Annotated in this window: 12 protein-coding genes and 1 pseudogene; 9 read left to right on the top strand and 4 right to left on the bottom strand. The window is 73.1% G+C overall.

From position 1 onward, the window contains the following. The first annotated feature begins 4 nt into the window (after positions 1–4). From ACIQOW_RS10930 to ACIQOW_RS10940, 3 genes are read left to right on the top strand one after another with little or no spacing between them, the layout of a single operon-like run. The gene (locus ACIQOW_RS10930) at positions 5–988 is read left to right on the top strand and encodes an HpcH/HpaI aldolase/citrate lyase family protein (RefSeq protein WP_401082554.1); all 984 of its coding nucleotides are present in this window, start codon (positions 5–7) and stop codon (positions 986–988) included. 2 nt (positions 989–990) lie between these two features. Beyond that, positions 991–2,250, top strand: coding sequence for an aminotransferase class I/II-fold pyridoxal phosphate-dependent enzyme (locus ACIQOW_RS10935; protein WP_401082556.1), 1,260 nt, complete (start codon positions 991–993; stop codon positions 2,248–2,250). A 12-nt stretch (positions 2,251–2,262) separates the two neighbouring features. Further along, positions 2,263–2,793: a MaoC family dehydratase gene (locus ACIQOW_RS10940; RefSeq protein WP_401082559.1), complete on the top strand. Its 531-nt coding sequence runs from the start codon at positions 2,263–2,265 to the stop codon at positions 2,791–2,793. A 14-nt stretch (positions 2,794–2,807) separates the two neighbouring features. Here the strand turns inward: ACIQOW_RS10940 and ACIQOW_RS10945 are convergent, their stop codons facing one another. The 4 genes and pseudogenes from ACIQOW_RS10945 to ACIQOW_RS10960 all read right to left on the bottom strand — a co-directional run. Beyond that, positions 2,808–3,803, bottom strand: coding sequence for a zinc-binding alcohol dehydrogenase family protein (locus ACIQOW_RS10945; protein ID WP_401082562.1), 996 nt, complete (start codon positions 3,801–3,803; stop codon positions 2,808–2,810). A gap of 44 nt (positions 3,804–3,847) precedes the next feature. Further along, positions 3,848–5,173, bottom strand: coding sequence for a peptide ligase PGM1-related protein (locus ACIQOW_RS10950; RefSeq protein ID WP_401082565.1), 1,326 nt, complete (start codon positions 5,171–5,173; stop codon positions 3,848–3,850). Between the two features lie 302 nt (positions 5,174–5,475). Further along, complete coding sequence (locus ACIQOW_RS10955; RefSeq protein ID WP_401082889.1) at positions 5,476–6,567, bottom strand: chitinase; 1,092 nt, start codon at positions 6,565–6,567, stop codon at positions 5,476–5,478. 42 nt (positions 6,568–6,609) lie between these two features. Further along, positions 6,610–7,206, bottom strand: a pseudogene (locus ACIQOW_RS10960) (carbohydrate binding domain-containing protein); the annotation flags it as partial. Positions 7,207–7,450: 244 nt separating this feature from the next. On the opposite strand from ACIQOW_RS10960, the gene ACIQOW_RS10965 reads away from it, so the two are divergent. The 6 genes from ACIQOW_RS10965 (at position 7,451) to ACIQOW_RS10990 (ending at position 16,336) form a co-directional block, all read left to right on the top strand. After that, positions 7,451–7,582 (top strand): hypothetical protein, encoded by a 132-nt coding sequence (locus ACIQOW_RS10965; protein WP_401082568.1) that lies wholly within the window; start codon positions 7,451–7,453, stop codon positions 7,580–7,582. Between the two features lie 23 nt (positions 7,583–7,605). After that, positions 7,606–8,595 carry a radical SAM/SPASM domain-containing protein gene (locus tag ACIQOW_RS10970; protein ID WP_401082571.1) on the top strand — a complete coding sequence of 330 codons (990 nt, stop codon included), beginning with the start codon at positions 7,606–7,608 and terminating at the stop codon, positions 8,593–8,595. Between the two features lie 149 nt (positions 8,596–8,744). Beyond that, positions 8,745–10,055, top strand: coding sequence for an alpha/beta hydrolase (locus ACIQOW_RS10975; RefSeq protein WP_401082574.1), 1,311 nt, complete (start codon positions 8,745–8,747; stop codon positions 10,053–10,055). 35 nt (positions 10,056–10,090) lie between these two features. After that, complete coding sequence (locus tag ACIQOW_RS10980; protein ID WP_401082577.1) at positions 10,091–11,149, top strand: trypsin-like peptidase domain-containing protein; 1,059 nt, start codon at positions 10,091–10,093, stop codon at positions 11,147–11,149. 4 nt (positions 11,150–11,153) lie between these two features. Next, positions 11,154–12,251, top strand: a complete 1,098-nt coding sequence (locus ACIQOW_RS10985; protein ID WP_401082580.1) for an effector-associated domain EAD1-containing protein — start codon at positions 11,154–11,156, stop codon at positions 12,249–12,251. Between the two features lie 5 nt (positions 12,252–12,256). After that, entirely contained in the window at positions 12,257–16,336 is a 4,080-nt protein-coding gene (locus ACIQOW_RS10990; RefSeq protein WP_401082583.1) for an AAA family ATPase, read from the top strand. Positions 16,337–16,393: the final 57 nt, after the last annotated feature.

Below are 16,393 nucleotides of genomic sequence, written 5' to 3' on the forward strand. Positions count from 1 at the left end.
ATCCATGAAGTTCACGCGGTACTGCCGTTCCCTCCTGTCCACACCCGCGATGGCGGTGGAACGGTACGGCAAGAGCCACCAGTCCGGGGCCGACATCGCCATGGTCGACCTGGAGGATTCGGTCCCACCCGCCCGGAAGGAGGAGGCCCGGCGGCTCGCCGAGGAGTTCTTCGCCCTCCCGTCCGCCAAGCTCGCGCGCAGCGCGGTGCGCATCAACACCCTCTCCGGTCCGGACGGTCTGCGCGACCTGATCGCCGTCACCCGGTACCGCGTCAAACCGGACCTGGTGCTGATCCCGATGGCGGAGTCGCCCCGGGACATCGAGATCGCCGCCGGCGCGCTCGCCGCGGACTGCCCGCAGACGGAGTTCCTGGCCGTCGTGGAGACCCCGCTGGGCATCGAGCACGCGCCCGGCATCGCGGCCGCCGGGCACCGGCTGCGCGGGCTGGTCTTCGGCTCGGCCGACTACGCCTTCGCGGTCGGCGCCCGGCTCTCCTGGGAGGCCCTGGCCCACGCCCGCGCCCGGGTGGTCAACAGCGCCCGCGCCGCGGGGGTGGAGGCGATGGACGCGCCGTTCTTCGAGGTCGCCGACCTCGCCGGGCTGCGCCACGAGGCCGGGCTCGCCCGGGACTTCGGGTTCAGCGGCAAGATCGCCGTCCATCCGCGCCAACTCGCGCTGATCAACGAGGTGTTCAGCCCGGACGAGGAGCTGCTGGCACGCGCCCGCCGGGTGGTCGCGGCGGGTCTGGCGAACGGCCGCTCGGTCACCGTGGTGGACGGGGTGATGGTCGGCATGCCGTTCTTCGAGGCCTCGCAGCGCCTGATCGAGCAGTTCGACCCGCCCCGGCCGGACGAACCCTCCCGGCCGGACGAACCCTCCCGGCCGGACGGTGCCGCCCACTCACCTGACCACTCGCAGGACCACTCACCGGACCACCCGCAGGGCCACGCGCCCGCCGACGCCCCGACCCACCTGACGGAGAAGTGACGATGACCGAAGAATCCATCCTCGGCCCGCGCCGGTACCGCAACGCCGAGGCCATGCTGGCCGCCGCCGACCCGGTCTGGCAGGCCGCCGCCGCCAACGGCCTGATCGGCATCACGGTGGACTCCGAGTCCAACAACCGGCTGATCGTCCGCGAGACCGGACACGAGTTCGCCAACATGGTCTCCTGCGCGTACCTGGGCCTGAACAACCACCCCTCGGTCGCGGCCGCCACGGTCGACGCGCTGACCGAGTCCCGCAGCACCTGGCTGGTCACCTCCACCACCCGGATCCGGCACAACCTGCTGGTGCGCCTGGAGGAGGAACTGGGCGAGCTGTTCGGCGCCCACATCCTGCCGGGCGCCTCCTGCACCTCGCTCACCGCCGGCATCCTGCCACTGGTCGCCTCCGGCCACCTGGACGGCGTCTGCCAGGGCGGCGGCGGGCCCCGGGTGATGGTCTTCGACCGCTTCTGCCACTTCTGCATGGCGTACGTGAAGCCGATCTGCGCGGACGAGTCACTGGTGCTGACCTGTCCGCACAACGACCTGAACTACCTGGAGGACATCTGCCGCAAGTACCCGCGGGTCGCCTACGTGGCCGACGGCGCGTACTCCATGGGCGGCGCCGCGGCCCTCGACGGCCTGCTCGAACTCCAGGACCGCTACGGGCTGTTCCTCTACATCGACGACTCCCACTCGCTGTCCATCATGGGCGAGCGCGGCGAGGGCTTCGTCCGCTCCCGGCTGGAGATGAACCCGCTGACGGTCATCGTCACGAGCCTCGGCAAGGGCTTCGGCACCGGCGGCGGCGTCGCGATGCTCGGCAACCGCGAGCAGTTCGAGTTCCTGCACCGGCACGCCGGCCCGGTCGGCTGGTCGCAGAACATCGCGCTGCCGCTGGTCGGCGCCTCGCTGGGCAGTGCCGCCATCCACCGCTCCCCCGAACTGGCCGACCTCCAGGCCAGGTTGAAGCGCAACATCGACCTCTTCGACGAGCTGCTGCCGACCACCTTCGCGGGCAACGGCCTGCCGGTGCGCCGGATCGACGTCGGGGACGCCGAGCGGGCGGTCAAGCTGTCCGCCCAGCTCTTCGAGCGCGGCTTCTACAGCTCGGCGGTGTTCTTCCCGATCGTGCCCAAGGGCGAGGCCGGACTCCGGCTGATGATGCGCGCCGACATGGACGAGCGGCTGATCCGCGAGTTCGCCGGCCACGTCGGGGAACTCACCGCCGATCTCCGGGACCTGCCGGACTCCAAGGCCTGAGGGGAAGCCGCCATGGACGCGACCGAGCCCACCGGCTACCGGCGGATCGGCGAGCGCCGCTACCGCGAGGTGGTCGGGCGCTACTACGAGGAGTTCGAGGTCGGCGAGGTGGTGGAGCACCGCCCCGGGCGGACCGTCACCGAGCTCGACAACGTGCTGATGAGCATGCTGAGCATGAACGACGCCCCGCTGCACATCGACGCCGCCTACAGCGCGCACACCCCCTGGGGGAAGCCGATCGTCTCCAGCCTGGTGACGCTCAGCATTGTCGGCGGGATGACCGCCCGCTCGACGAGCGGGCGCACCATCGCCAACCTGGGCTGGGAGAACATCCGGATGACCCACCCGGTGTTCACCGGCGACACCCTCTACGCGGAGACCGAGACCCTCGCCACCCGGCTGTCCGAGAGCCGCCCCGGGCAGGGCATCGTGAGCTGCCGCACCACCGGGACGAAGTCCACCGGCGAGGTCGTGGTGGTGTTCGACCGCAGCTTCCTCGTCCCGCTGCGCGGCCACGGCCTGGACGAGGCCGCCGGGTACTGACCCCCGCACACCGCTCAGCCCTCGCGGCGGACGTCCACCAGCACCTTGCCCATGGTCTCCCGCGCGGCCATCGCCCGGTGCGCCGCGGCCACCCCGGACAGCGGCACGGTCCGGTCGATCCGCGCCACCAGGCGCCCGTCGGCGGCGAGCCGGAACAGCTGGCCGGCGATGCCCGTGAACAGCGCCCGGTCCGCCAGCGCGTGCTTCAGCCAGAAGACCGCCAGCCCCGCCGAACCCTCCGCCAGCTCGCCCACCGTGAAGCCGTCCTCCACGCCGCCCCGCGCCCCGACCGACACCAGCCGCCCGAAGGGTGCCAGCCCGGCCAGCCCGGCGCGCAGCACCTTCCCGCCGACCGAGTCGAGGAACAGGTCCAGCCCGCCCGACTCCGCGAGCCGCCCGGCCAGGTCCGGGTCCTCGGGGTCGAACACGGTGTCGGCGCCCAGCGAGCGCGCGAACTCCCGCTTCTCCGGGGTGGAGGCCAGGGCGACGATCCGCCCCGCCCCCAGCTCCCTGGCCAGCTGCACCGCCAGGTGCCCGACGCCGCCCGCGGCCGCGGTCACCCCGACGGCCTCGCCCGGCCGCAGCCGCCCGGTCAGGGTCAGCGCGCCGTAGGCCGTGGCCCCCTGCTCCAGCAGCGCGAGCGCCTGCTCGTCGCCGACGCCGTCCGGAACCTCCACCGTGTGCGCCGCCTCGGGCGCGGCCACCTCGGCGTACCCGCCACCGGTGCGCAGCAGCGCGACGACCCTCCGGCCGTCCCCGCGGCGCCGCCCGACCACGTCGACGCCGAGCACCGCCGGCAGCGGGAAGCGGAGGTACTCGCCGGTGCGGCACTCCAGGTCGGCGTAGTTGAGCCCGGCGAGGGTGACGTCGACCAGCACCCGGCCCGGGCCCGCCGCCGGTTCCGGCACCGTCGCGAGGCGGAGCTCCTCCGGCCCGCCGTATCGGTCGATCACCACCGCGCGCATCCCGGCCCCGTCCCCCGTCACGTCCGCGTCCACGTCCGCATCCATGTCCGCATCCACGCCCTGGTCCGCCTCCACGGTCTCCTCCGGCCTCATCCGGCGAACAGCGCGAGCAGCGCGCTCTCCAGGGCGCGGACGGCCTCCGGGCTCCCGGCGACCACGCAGTACATCACCGAGCCGTCGACGGGCCCGTAGTCGCTGCTGAACAGCACGCCGGTACCGGTCGCCGGGTCGAAGGCCAGCCCGGCCTCGCCGATCGCCGCCACGCCCTGCGCGAAGGAGGGCACCCTGAGGCCCTCCAGCTCCAGGAGGTAGCGGGAGCCGCGGTGCTCCTCGCGCAGCAGGCGGCCGAGGTAGACGTCGAGCAGGTGGCTGGAGCCGGTGAGCCGGCCGTTGGTCTCGTGGAAGTAGATCTCGCCCTTGGGCGTCAGCACGGCGTCCGCGCTGACCGTGCCCCGGTAGCCGATCACCCGCAGTACCTCGCACAACCGGGCGCCCTGGTCGACGAGTTCGGCCAGCGCGCCGGCGTCCGGGGTGACCGGCGGGGTGATCTCCCCGACCACCACCGGCCGCATGACCATCTCACCGCAGCCGGAGAGCACCACGGCCGTGTCGTCGACGGCGAACTGGGCGTACAGCGGCACGGAGTCGCCGAAGTACCGCTCCACCACCACCCGCTGGCAGCGCCCGCCGGTCAGCCAGGTCCACCGTCCGGCCACGTACGCGGCCACCGCCGCCCGGTCCGCCAGCGGCACCACCCGCTCGGCGCCGACCGCCTCCACCCGCTCGTCCCTGGCGAGGATCTCGTTGCCGAGGCCGCCGGCCTGGTACTCGACCTTCACCATCACGCTGTGCCCCTGCGCCAGCAGGTGCTCGATCGCCGCCTCGACCTCCGGGGGCGAGCCGGCCACCCTGCCGGGCGGGATCGGCACCCCGGCGCCCGCGGCCAGCGCCCGGAACCCCGCCTTGCTGTTCACCAGGGCGTTGCCGCCCTGCGCGGCGAAGGGCCGACCCGGCATGGCGTGCGCCACGCCGAGGGCCGCCGCCAGCTCGGCCACCGCGCCGTTCGGCGAGATGGCCAGCACCTCGTCGACGGTCCGCCCGTCCAGCACCCGGCGCAGCTCGGCCAGGAAGCCCGGGTCGGCCAGGCGGTCGGTGGTGAGCACCTGGTCGCCCTGCGCGCCCGGCGGCGGCACCACGAACGCCAGGCTGTCGGCCCGCACCCCGGTCAGCCCGGTGACGTACGCCAGGTACGCCGGATCGGGGCGCCAGGGCAGCACCAGGACGTCACCGTCCTCGGCCCACCAGAGCATCCGCTGTGCCCCGCACCCGGCGGCCAGCTGCTCCGGCGGCGTCATCCCGGTGAGGTCCCCGACCATCTCCTCGGTGCGGTTGTTCGCGATGCAGAGCGTCGTCATCTGGTGAGCCCTCCCGGCGTCCGGCGCTGTCACGGCCCTGGCCCCGACGCACGACACGGGTGTGGCGTGCGCTACAGGTGTAGCGCACCGGGGTTGTTCCGGCTCGGCCCTCGGTCATTGAACAAAACGCCGAACAACCGCCGCGCCCCTCCGGTTGTTCCTCGGGCCGCCACCCGCGCCCCGGACACGGCTGCGCCCCGGTGCACCGTGGTGCACCGGGGCGCGGGAACCCGATGGGGAGGACTCGGAAGGAGGGCTCAGCGGGAGATCAACGGAAGATCAGCTGTGAGGCCTACCGGATGTCAACGGCCCTGGAGGCGCTTGACGTTGTCGCCGAAGCTCCAGCCCTTCGAGCCGTCCCAGTTGATCGACCAGGTCATGAGACCCTTCAGCTGGCCGTTGAAGGCGTTCCACGACTGGCTCACCAGGCCCGGGTCCATGTAGCCGCCACCCGCGCCGGGCTGGGCCGGCAGGCCGGGCACCTGCTTGTCGTAGGGCACCTTGATGGTGGTGCCCTGGATGGTCAGGCCGTTGTTCAGGCACTCGGTCTGCTTGGTGAAGCCCTGGACGGTGCCGGCCTGGTACGAGTCACCGGAGCAGCCGTACATGCTCCCGTTGTAGTACTGCATGTTCAGCCACCACAGCCGGCCGTTGTCCGCGTACTTCTTGATGATCGGCAGGTAGGAACCCCAGATCGACCCGTAGTTGACGCTACCGCCGGTGACGTACGCGGTCTCGGGGGCCATCGTCAGGCCGAAGCCCGCGGGCATCTGGGCGAGCACGCCGTCGATGATGCGGATGAGGTTGGACTGGGAGGCGGACAGCGTGTTGATGTTGCCGCTGCCGGACAGGCCAGTCTCGATGTCGATGTCGATCCCGTCGAAGTTGTACTTCTTGAGGATCGGGACGACGGTCGCCACGAAGCGGTCGGCGACGGTGCTGGAGCTCAGGTCGATGCCGGCGGCGGCACCGCCGATCGACATCAGGATCGTCGCCCCGGCCGCCTTGGCCTGGCACATCTCGGCGGGGGTCGAGACCTTGACGTTGCTGTCCATGCCGTCCTGCCACAGGACGGTGCCGTCCGAGAGGATCACCGGGAAGGCGGCGTTGATCACGTTGTAGCCGTGCGCGGCCATCCGGCTGTCCGTGATCGGCGTCCAGCCCATGCCCGGGTGGACCCCGTTCAGGGCGCCGTCCCAGTTCTCCCAGTACCCCTGGAGGACCTTGCCCGAGGGCTTGGGCTTGGTGGGGCAGGTGTCACCCGGCGGGGTGGTCGGCGGAGTCGTGGGCGGAGTCGTCGGAGGCGTGGTGGGCGGCGTGGGCGGGGTGGTCGGGGGCGTGGTCGGCGGGGTGGTGGGCGGCGTGGTGGTGCCGCCCGGGCCGGCGAGCGACACGTCGTCCGCGTAGAACGCGGGCTGCCCGTACCAGCCGTGCAGGAAGACGGTCACCGAGGTGGTGGTCGCCCCGGTGGTGAAGCCGACGCTGAGCTGGCCGTACGACGGGCTGCTCGCCGTCCAGGTGGAGGCGTTGACGCCGGTGCCGGTGGCGCCCAGGTAGATGTAGCTGCCCTGGACGTAGGCGCTCAGCGTGTACTGGGAGTTGGGCTGCACGCTGATGGTCTGGCTGCACTGGGCGGTGTCCTGGCCGGTCGGCGTGGCCTGGAGCGCGGAGGCACCGGAGTGGACCGGGCTGGTGACGGCCGCACCGGAACCGCCGGAGCAGCTCCAGTCGGAGAGTCCGCTCTCGAATCCGGGGTTGGCCACCAGGTTCGGGGTGGCGGCACCCGCCGTGGCGGCGCCGGACACGGCGAGCCCGGCACCGATGACGGCGATGGCGCTCGCCGCGGCGAGGGAACTCCTCAGGAGGGTCCGCCCGTTGCCGGCGCTGCCGGCCCGGCTCACCCGCGAGGCCCGTTGCAGACCGGACGCCCGGAGCGGCTCGCTGCCGGCCTGGCCGCCTTCGAGGCGACCGGGTTCCGGACAAGGGCGGAACCCGCCCGACTGACGTGGGGTACGCGACCTCCGACGGAACATGCTGTGCTTCCTTCCCGCCGAGCGTCATGGGCATGACCGACGCGTGGGGGCGTGACGCCCGGCTCTGGGTGAGGTGGAACATGTGGGGGCTGTGCCGGACCGGATCGTAGGAAGGATGACAAGCGGCGTCAATAGGTCTGGACCAATTAGGTCTGGACCAATTTCGACGGCCCCTCCCCCGCCGGGAGGCCACGCACACCGCGCCGAGGGCACGGGCCCGCAGGCCGGGGCGGTCGTCGACCAGGTGGTGGAGCTGATCCGCAGCAGCCACACCATCGGCGGACCGTCCGTCACCGTCTTCCCGCGCGGCATTCCGCCGGTGTACGACCACCAGGTCATCGAGGTCTCCGTCGGGGTCGCGAACTCCGCCCGCTGAGACCACGGACGAGCCCCCACCCCATGACCCTCACCGGCCGGCGAGCCGTCCTCCAGGTCCACCCGACCCGGCGGTGCAACCTGCGCTGCCTCCACTGCTACTCGTCCTCGGGGCCGGACGTCGACGAGACCACGGCCCTGCCCGTCCTGGGCAGGGCCGTCACCGACGCCGCCGCCCTCGGCTACGACGTCCTCGGCGTGTCGGGCGGCGAGCCGTTGCTCTACCGGCCACTCACGGACCTGCTGCGCACCGCCCGTACCCACGGCATGCGGACGACCGTCACCACCAACGGCATGCTGCTCACCGAACGTCGGCTGGGCGAACTGACGGACCTGGTCGACGTGTTGGCCATCTCACTGGACGGCACCCCGGACAGCCACGTACGGATGCGGCAGGACGCCCGCAGCTTCTCGGCCATGGAGCGCCGCCTCCCCCTGGTCCGCGCCTCCGGCATCCCCTTCGGCTTCATCTTCACCCTGACCCAGTTCAACGTGCACGAGCTCGCCTGGGTGGCCGACTTCGCCGTCGCCGCGGGGGCGAGCCTGCTGCAGATCCACCCGCTCGAACCGGAGGGCAACGCCGCCGGCCGCCTCCCCGGAGCGGTGCCCGACGTGACCGAGATGCTCTTCTCGGTCCTGGAGGCCGCACGGCTGCGGACGTCCACGGACCTGACCGTCCAGCTCGACCTCGTGGACCGCCACAGCATCGTCGCCCAGGCCGACCGGTTCCTCGCCGACGGCGAGCCGCCCCGGAGGCTCGCCTCCTGGCTCTCCCCACTGGTCATCGAGACGGACGGCACGGTCGTGCCCCTCACCTACGGATTCGACCGCCGCTTCGCCCTGGGCAACCTCGACGAAGCCTCGCTGTCCGAGCTGGCCCGCCACTGGGACCCGTCACCCTTCCGGTCCCTGTGCCGTTCCGTGCACGCCGGTCTGGCGCGCGAGGACGCGCCCGCCCTCGTGAACTGGTACGACGAAGTCACCAGGGCCGCCCGCACCCGCCAGCCCGTTTGAGACCCGCCCCCGCCGTGCCCCGATTCGGCACCGGACCTGCGGGAACCGCCCAACCGTGCCCGCCCCAAGGCCTATGATGCGACCGATCCGGTTCGGCACTCGTTGTCGCGCCGGGTCGGGTTCGTCCCGAACAAGGCGGCTGGGGGCCGATGTTGGACACGTGGGATGTGCTGGAGCCGGCTGTCGCGCGGGTCTGGCCGAAGGCGCCCGACAGCCTGTCGGAAGCCGAGTTCGAGCGGCTGGAGGCCGAGGTCCTCGTGGCGCTGCGCGCCCTGGAGACCGCGCGCGGCCGTGCGCCGTCGCCGGGCCAGGACGCGCCCGACGCCGTCGAGGAGGCCGCCCACGCGGTGGCCGCCGCCTTCGAGGCGTACCCGCCGCTGGACGACCTCCTCGCCGCCGAGTTCGACGCGCTCACCGACGGCCGGGAGCGCTTCGGTCCGGACGCTCCCCCGCCCTCCTGGGGCACCACGACGCGCTCCCTGCTCGTCCCCGTCCTCTACGCCACCGACCGCGCGCCGGCCACCGGGGCCGGGACGGCGTACGGCGGCGAGCGCGGCCCGCTCTCCTACGGAGAGGCCCTGGTGAACGTCCCCGACGACCACCGCGTCGGCGCCGTCGAGAAGCCGCGCTGGTGGCGGCTGCGGTTCCGTACCAGCCCGGACCGGGACACCCACCTCGGCGAAGTCACCCCGCTCACCGCCGCCGGGTTCGCCGAGCGGGCCCGCGGCCGCCACCTCCCCGGCAACGGCGAAACCCCCCGATCGGCACTGGTGTTCGTCCACGGCTACAACGTCTCCTTCGCCGACGCCGCCGTCCGAGCCGCCCAGATCGCCTACGACCTGAACTTCACCGGCCTGCCCATGCTGTACAGCTGGCCGTCCAAGGCCGCCGTCACCGACTACCCGGCCGACGGCAACGCCGCCCGCCGGGCCGTCCCGCACTTCCAGGAGTTCCTGCGGCACGTGCTGACGGACACCGGTGTCGACGAGGTGCACCTCGTCGCCCACAGCATGGGCAACCGGCTGGTCACCGACGCCCTGGCCGACCTGGACACCACCGCCCTCCCCGAGGGTGCCGGCCGGCTCGGGCAGGTCGTCTTCACCGCGCCCGACGTCGACGCCGAGGTGTTCCGCCAGCTCCTGCCGAGGATCGTCCGCCAGGCGCGCGGCTGCACCCTCTACGCCTCCGCCAACGACCGCGCGCTCGCCGTCTCCAGCCACCTGGCCGAGTACCCCCGGGCGGGCCAGGCCGGGCCGGGCGTGGTGGTCGCGCCCGGCCTGGACACCGTCGACGTCTCCGAGCTCGACACCGGTCTGATGGGCCACTCCTACGTGAACGACCACCGCTCCGTGCTCTCCGACCTGTACGGGCTGCTGCGCCACGGCCACCGCCCGTCCGAGCGCTACGGGCTGGTCCGGATCCCGCACCAGGACGGCGCGTACTGGGCCTTCCAGCCGTAACTCCCCACCCTCTCCGACGAGCGAACACACAGGGCATGGCGACGACGACCCCCTCCCAGCGAACGACCCACTTCCTGGACAGCTTCCCCTTCCGGTGGGACCACCCCGGTGCCGGCGAGCTCCGCGACCTGCTCGCCTCCGTCCACTTCCGGGTCAACCCGGTGCTGGAGCTGGCCCAGCAGACCGGCATCCGCCCGGCCGACGTCAACTGGGACCAGCCGATGACCCAGGTCTGGTTCGACCTCATCAGCGTCGCCCGGAAGCAGGAGAAGCTCCGACCCCTGCTCGACCGGATCGCCGACGGCCCCGACCGGGCCCTCGCCGCCCGCCTGCGCGAACTGCTCGCAGCCCACCCCGTGCTCCCCGCCCCCGCGACGGAGCTCCCGGCAGGCACCTGGGCCGCCTTCCGGGATCCGGACGAACAGGAACGGCAGATCTTCGGCGCCGCCGAGTACCTGGACGTCGCCTTCCTGCGCCGCGGCGCCGAACTCGCCACCGCCGTCTGCCGCCTGCTGGTCACCCACGCCGACGGCACGACCTGCTACGGCACCGCCTTCCGGATCGGCCCCGACCTCCTGCTGACCAACCACCACGTCCTGTACGCCGACGGCCGTGCCGCCGTGGCGGTCGAGGCCTGGTTCGGCTACGAGCAGGACCTCGACGGACGGGCGCTCACCTACCGCACCGTCCGGTGCGACACCGCCACGGCCGTCGGCCGGCCCGAGGGCGACTGGGCCGTGATCCGCGCCGCCGGACCGCTGCCCGAGGACGCCCTGGTGGTCCCGCTGCCCGAGCGGGTCACCGTCGCCGAGGGCGACCGGGTCTGCATCATCCAGCACCCGCACGGTCTGGTGAAGAAGCTCGCCGTCCGCCACAACGTCGTCCGGCACGTGGACGAGCAGGTGGTGCAGTACTGGACGGACACCGATCACGGCTCCTCCGGCGCCCCCGTCTTCGACGAGCGCTGGCGGCTGGTCGCCCTGCACCGCGGCTACGACCGCGTCGGCGGGCGGCTCACCGCCTCGGAGTTCCGCAACGAGGGCCTGCGGGTCGAGCGGGTGGCCGAGGCCCTGGCCGCCGCCGGGGTGGGGTGAGCCGGTGGCACTGCTGGACCTGCGCGCGTTCCCCCACGACGACCCCAGGGGCAAGGCCCTGCTCGACGCCCTCATGGAGGTCTACTCCCTTCAGCCGCCGGCCCGGCAGATCGCCGCCCGCGCGGGCGTCAGAGCGGCGGAGATCGACTGGCAGAGGTCGATGTACGACGTCTGGCCGGACATCGTCGACAAGGCCGCGACGACCGGACTCCTGCGCAGGCTCGTCGAGGTCGTCGCCGAGGACTCCGACTCCCGGGCCGCCGCAGGGGTGTTCGCCGACTTGCTGGACGAACAGGAGGTCGCACGATCCGTCGACCCGTTCGACCACGGACTGATCAATGACGGGTGGTGCGCCTTCTTCGACCGCAAGCCCCTCCGTTCCCGGCTGCGGGACATGGTGCTCGACCGGGGCCACCGGGTGCTCACCGTCGAAGGCGGTCCGCGGAGCGGACGGACCTTCACCTGGTTCCTCATCCACCACGTGCTGACGAGCCGGGGCATCAACCCCTGCCGGATCAACATCAACGAGTACACCGAGCCGGTCCGGGTCTCCGACCTCGCCGAGTTCCTCAACTACGAGTTCCGGGGGTGGAGCGTGGAGATCGACCACCACTCCTCCGAGGACCAGCAGGCCGACCGGCTGGTCAGACAGCTCAGGGGACGGATGCGCGAGGAGCGGGGGTGCGTCCCGGCACAGCCGCGGCACTGGCTCGTCTTCGACGACTCGGAGGCCCTCCGCTTCACCGAACCCGCCCTGCGCGCGGTCGTCCGGCTGATCAGGGCCGTGGTCGAGGGGGAGATGGCGGACCGGATGCGGATCGTACTGCTCGCCTACGACGGCTGGCTGCCGCCGGACATCGAGTGGCATGCCGCCCGGGAACGGCTGGGTCCGATCGGGGTCCAGGACCTCCGCGACTTCTTCCACACCGTCGCCGCGGAAGCCGGCCACCCGATCGACGCCGTGACCGCCGACGGTCTCGCCGTCAAGGTGCTGAGCGAGACCGGCCACGACACCTGCCTCCCCGACGGCCCGCTCCCCCTGACCGACGAGATCCAGCGCACGGCTGTCGGCCTCGGCCGAAACCTCTACCAGGGATGTTGACGACGGTGACCGAGACCGGCACGCTGCCGCCCCACGCCGACTACCGCGAACGGACCGTCCTGCTGGGCGCGTTCACCGCCGAGGGCCTGGCTGCGGCTGCCCCGGACACGGACGGCGCCGGCACCGACGCGTCCCTGCGGCACTTCCTCATCCACGACTGCGAACGGGTCACCACTCGGGAGGGACGCCGCTGGCGGCTCACCCCCGAGGTCCGCACCGCCACCATCGAGACCCTGGGCTGTCCGGAACGCCTGCGGGCCGCCCTCACCACCGCACCCCGCACGGGCCCCGACCCGGCGCGCGACTGGGCCGAGCGGTTCCTCGGCTCGGCGAACCCTCCGCTGGACCGGCAGGGCTTCGACGAGCTGTTCGCCGCCCTCACCGTGGTCGGCTGGTTCCGCGACGCCCCCCGGGCACGGGCCGCGCTCGACGGCCACGGGCTGACGCTCCCGTCCTCCGACGAGGTGCAGCAGCACCTCAAGCGGGCCCGGCTGCTGCAACCGCTCCAGGCCCTCGCCGACGAGACGTTCACCGGGCGGGAGGACGAACTCGGGGCGCTGGCCGGCTACGTGGACGGCAGGGACGGCTACTCCCCCTGGCTCCTCGTGCACGGACCGGGCGGGGTCGGCAAGTCCACGCTGCTGTCGCGCTTCCTCCTGGAGCGTGCCGGACCCGCCCCCGCCGCCCACCTCTACCTGACCTTCGAGCGCCCGGAGCTGGCACCGGAACGCCCGCTGACCGTCCTCGTCGAGGCCGTCCGCCAAGTCGCCCTGCTGGCACCGCGGATGCGCGACCGGGCGGACGCCCTGGGGCACTCCCTGCGCCGCGCCGTCGCCGCCGACCTCAGAGCGGAGCGGGACCGCAGTTCCTCGTCCGGGCACCGAAGCTCGCGGAACCACGACACCGACCTGCTGCTCCACAGGTTCGGCTCCTTCCTGGCCGCCGTCGGGGCCGACCACGACGGCCGGATGCCGCTGCTCGTCCTGGACACCTTCGAACGGGTCCAACGGCGCGGCCGCTTCGCCCAGGACCGCCTGCTGCACACCCTGGACAGCCTGCGGTGGACCTGCCCGAACCTGCGCGTCATCGCCGCAGGCCGCGCGCCGGCCGACGACCCCCGCTTCCGCTCCGTCCCCCTCGACGGGTTCGACCCGCCGACGGCCCGCCACTTCCTGCGCCGGCAGGTCACCACCCTCGCACGGGCCACCGACGAGGAACTGGACCTGGTCACCGACACCGTCGGCCGGAGCCCGCTCAACCTCAAACTGGCCGCCGCCCTGCTCCGCCACGAGGCCGACGCCCTGCGGGACCCGGCCCTGCACGAGCGGCTCCGGGACAAGCTGGAGGCCGAGACCGTCCAGGGCGTGCTGTACCGGCGCATCCTCGACCACCTGGACGACCCGGACCTGCGCCGCATCGCCAGTCCCGGCCTGATCGTCCGGAAGGTCACCCCGGACGTCATCCGCACGGTCCTGGCCGAGCCGTGCGGCCTCGGCGCGGTGGACGAGGACCGCGCGCTGCACCTCTTCCAGGACTTCCGGCGCGAGGCCTCCCTCGTCGACGAGGTGCCGGGGCGGCTCGCGGTGGTCCACCGGGCGGACGTCCGCGCCGTCATGCTGCCGCTGCTCCGGCGGGACCGCCCCGAGGTCGTGGAGCTGATCCACCGCCGGGCGGTCGCCCACTACGAGAGCGACGGCGACCGGGTCGAGGAGCTCTACCACCGGCTGGCACTGGGCCAGCCGACCGAGACCCTCGACCACCGCTGGGACAAGGAGGCGGGCCGGTTGCTGGAGCCGGCCCACGACGAGCTGCCGCCCTGCTCGCAGGTGTACCTCGCCGAGCAGTTGGGAAACATCGCCCCCACGGAGCTCCGGGCGCAGGCCGACGACGAGACCTGGGCCCGGCAGGCGCTGCGTGCCGCCCATCAGTTCCTGGTCGACAACCAGCCGGACGAGGTGCTGACACTCTTCCAGGAGCGTCCTCGGCGGGTGGGCGGGGACATCCCCCTCACCGTCGTCCTGATCAACTCACTGGCTGCTCTGCGCCGCTGGGATGAAGTGGACGCCTTGGCCGACGACGTCCTGGCCGGCGAGCCCGATCCGGCCTCCGCCGCGAGCATGCTTGTCCTGCGGGCCCAAAGCGCCCTGATCCAGGGCGACTTCGGCCGTGCCCACGATCTGCTCTACCAGGCGCGGGTCGCGACAGAGGCCCTTCAGGACACGGTGCTCACTCTCAGTATCAATGTGAACATCCTGCGCCTGCACCGGACCGGCGGCTCCTTCGACTCACTCGACGCCCGCCGGCTTCGCTCCCGCACGCTCGCCATCATGAGCAGCCTGGACCCCCAGGACATCGCCAGGAACCCCGAGCTCATCCGGCTCATCGCCGCCGAACTCGGCGAGGAGGCCCCCGAGTTCGTGGCACTCACCGCCCGGCAGTCCGGCGTCGACCTGTCCGGCGGAGGTGGTTCCGCCCTCCGCGACGCCCTCACCTCGGAGGAGTTGCGGGACTTCACCCGGGCCACCGGCGTCAGCGTGCCACCTCCCACACCGGGCACCGGCCCCGCACTCACCAGCGTCGACTTCGGCGACGCCGTCAACACCTACCTCGGCCAGGAGGGCGAGCACCCCGCGGCCTGGAGCCGAGCAGTGGTGCAGAACCTCCGGCACGAGGTGGACCTCGCCACACCCGCCCCCGCCCCCCGGGACACCACCCACGACGCCATCGTCTTCCTCCCCGGCTTCATGGGCAGTTCGCTCCTGGACACCGAGACCGGCCGGCACGTCTGGGGCAGTCTCAGGGGCGCCGGCCTCCGCAGGCTCCCCGCGCTCCGCATCACCCCCGCCGAACGGGCGGGCCGGACCGACCGGCTGCGCCCCGACGGCCTGCTGAGCGCCCCGGCGTGGCTGGCGGCGCTCGGCGGTCTGGAGACCTACCAGCCCCTGCTCGACGCCCTGCGCGGCACCGTCCCCCACCAGGACGCCGTGCTGCCGTTCCCCTACGACTGGCGGCTCTCCGCCGAGGTGAACGCGCGCCTGCTGGCCGGGGCCGCCCACCGCCACCTGGAGGACTGGCACGCGAACCCGCGCCGCCGCCAATCAGGAGCTCCCGACGAGCCACCCCGGCTGATCTTCGTCGCCCACTCCACCGGCGGCCTCGTCGCCCGGGCGGCGCTGGCGGCGGACTCCCGGCTGGCCGCGCTCACCCGCGACCTGGTCACCATCGGCACGCCCTTCCACGGCACCCCCGCCGTCGCCGAACTGCTCAGCGGCCGCCGCCGCATCCTGCCGCTCTCGCCGGCCGGACTGGCCGCCACCCTGCCGGGCGTGTACGACCTGCTGCCCGACTACCCCTGCGTCGAGACGGACGGCGGACTGCGCCGGCTGCGCCTCGACGACGTCGGCCGCGCCGGCGGCGATCCGGAGCTCGCCACCATCGCCCTGGCAGCACGGCGGACGGAGGCCCGCGCGCCGTTCCTCCCCCGCACCCGCGCCGTGGTCGGCATCGGCCAGCCGACCGTGCAGAGCCTACGAGTCACCGAGGACGGCATCGCGGCGGAGCTGACGGCACCGCGCACCCACGACAACGGCCGTCCGTACCGGAGCGGGTCCGGCGAGGTCGTCCGCTGGGACCGCGGCGGGGACGGCCTCGTCCCCCGCGACGCCGCCGCGCCCTCCGCCTCGAACGCCGTGCTGTTCGTGTCCGGCCGGCACGGCACTCTCTGCTCGGACCCGCAGGTCCTGGAGCTGGTCCGGGCCGTCCTCACCGACCGGAGGCCGGCCGCCCACCGGCCCCGCCCGGTGACGGACGCCCTCCAGCGCCCGGGGCTCGGCCTCTCCCTCCCCGACACGGCCGTCGCGGGGCAGCCCTGGGCCCTGATGGTGCACGGCGCGACGCCGGACAGCGCCACCTGCCGGATCACCGACGAGGCCACCGGATCAGCCGTCGCCACGCCCCCGCTGCTGCTCAGCGACGCGACCCTGGTCGCCGCCGTCACCCTCCCCCGCCCGGGCCTCTACCGGGTGACCGTCACCTCCGGCCCCGAACGGGTCAGTGACCTCCTCCTCGCCACCGGCCCCGACTGACCCCACCGGCGCGAAGGTCGGAGGGCGGCCGGAGGCGAGTGCTCCGGCCGCCCTTCC

The sequence above is a fragment of the Kitasatospora sp. NPDC091335 genome (assembly GCF_044757205.1).
Classification (GTDB): Bacteria; Actinomycetota; Actinomycetes; order Streptomycetales; family Streptomycetaceae; genus Kitasatospora.

Coding starts and splice junctions, on each gene's coding strand:
- ACIQOW_RS10950 (WP_401082565.1), bottom strand. CDS start 5,173: ATGACGACGCTCTGCATCGCGAACAACCGCACCGAGGAGATGGTCGGG.
- ACIQOW_RS10980 (WP_401082577.1), top strand. CDS start 10,091: ATGGCGACGACGACCCCCTCCCAGCGAACGACCCACTTCCTGGACAGC.
- ACIQOW_RS10975 (WP_401082574.1), top strand. CDS start 8,745: ATGTTGGACACGTGGGATGTGCTGGAGCCGGCTGTCGCGCGGGTCTGG.
- ACIQOW_RS10940 (WP_401082559.1), top strand. CDS start 2,263: ATGGACGCGACCGAGCCCACCGGCTACCGGCGGATCGGCGAGCGCCGC.
- ACIQOW_RS10930 (WP_401082554.1), top strand. CDS start 5: ATGAAGTTCACGCGGTACTGCCGTTCCCTCCTGTCCACACCCGCGATG.
- ACIQOW_RS10945 (WP_401082562.1), bottom strand. CDS start 3,803: ATGGATGCGGACGTGGACGCGGACGTGACGGGGGACGGGGCCGGGATG.
- ACIQOW_RS10970 (WP_401082571.1), top strand. CDS start 7,606: ATGACCCTCACCGGCCGGCGAGCCGTCCTCCAGGTCCACCCGACCCGG.
- ACIQOW_RS10935 (WP_401082556.1), top strand. CDS start 991: ATGACCGAAGAATCCATCCTCGGCCCGCGCCGGTACCGCAACGCCGAG.